The sequence below is a fragment of the Mesorhizobium sp. M7A.F.Ca.MR.362.00.0.0 genome (assembly GCF_004023175.1).
Taxonomy (GTDB): Bacteria; Pseudomonadota; Alphaproteobacteria; order Rhizobiales; family Rhizobiaceae; genus Mesorhizobium.
In genome coordinates this window covers 1-858 of the sequence record NZ_RZTF01000242.1, presented here as the reverse complement: position 1 = coordinate 858, position 858 = coordinate 1, and the positions used below count along the sequence as shown (strand labels likewise).

Here is an 858-nt window from a genome sequence, read left to right as displayed (position 1 = left end):
TGGCGGTCACGGCGCTGCGTTCGTTTCTGCGCTTCCTCCAGCAACGCGGGTTGCTTGCCGCCGATCTCGCTGTCGCGGTGCCTGGGATCGCCAGCTGGCGCTTGGCACACCTGCCGAAGGCGCTGCCTGCCGAACAGGTCGAACGGCTCCTTGCGTCTTGCGACAGGAGAACACCGGCCGGCCGCAGGGACTACGCGGTTCTGATGCTGCTCGCGCGCCTCGGCTTACGGGGTGGCGAAGTCTCAGCCCTGACCCTGGACGATCTCGACTGGGATTGCGGCGAGATCGTCGTGCATGGCAAGGGTCAACGGCTGGCGCGGCTGCCACTGCCGGCGGATGTCGGTGCCGCCTTGGTCGACTATCTGCGGCAGGATCGGCCTGCTTGCTCAACACGCCGCGTCTTCATTCGCATAAAGGCGCCCAGACGGAGTTTTGTCAGCCCGTCGACTATTTGCTGCATCGTCCATCGTGCGCTCAAGCGCGCCGGTCTGACGCCGGCGTTCAAGGGTGCGCACCGACAGCACCTGTTGCGTCACTCACTCGCCACCGATCTGCTGCGCCGCGGCGCCTCGCTCGTTGAAATCGGTCAACTTCTCCGCCACAGCCAGCCGAACACGACGCAGATCTATGCCAAAGTCGACATCGCGGCGTTGCGTGCCATTGCGCTACCCTGGCCAGGAGTCGCATCATGAGCGCGTTGCAAGCAGCGCTCGAAGCGTATCTGGCCGCGCGCCGCGCCCTCGGCCATAAGCTGCTTCTTTCCGGACGGTTGCTGCAGCGCTTCGTTGTCTTTGCGGAATCTTCCGGCGCCACCTTCATCACCACCGAGATTGCCCTGGCCTGGGCCATGCAGCCGGC

1 protein-coding gene is annotated in these 858 nt (G+C 65.2%); it reads left to right on the top strand.

Translation table 11 applies throughout. From position 1 onward, the window contains the following. Positions 1-101 precede the first annotated feature (101 nt). Positions 102-692 carry a site-specific integrase gene (locus EOC06_RS40925; RefSeq protein WP_206631247.1) on the top strand — a complete coding sequence of 197 codons (591 nt, stop codon included), beginning with the start codon at positions 102-104 and terminating at the stop codon, positions 690-692. Positions 693-858: the final 166 nt, after the last annotated feature.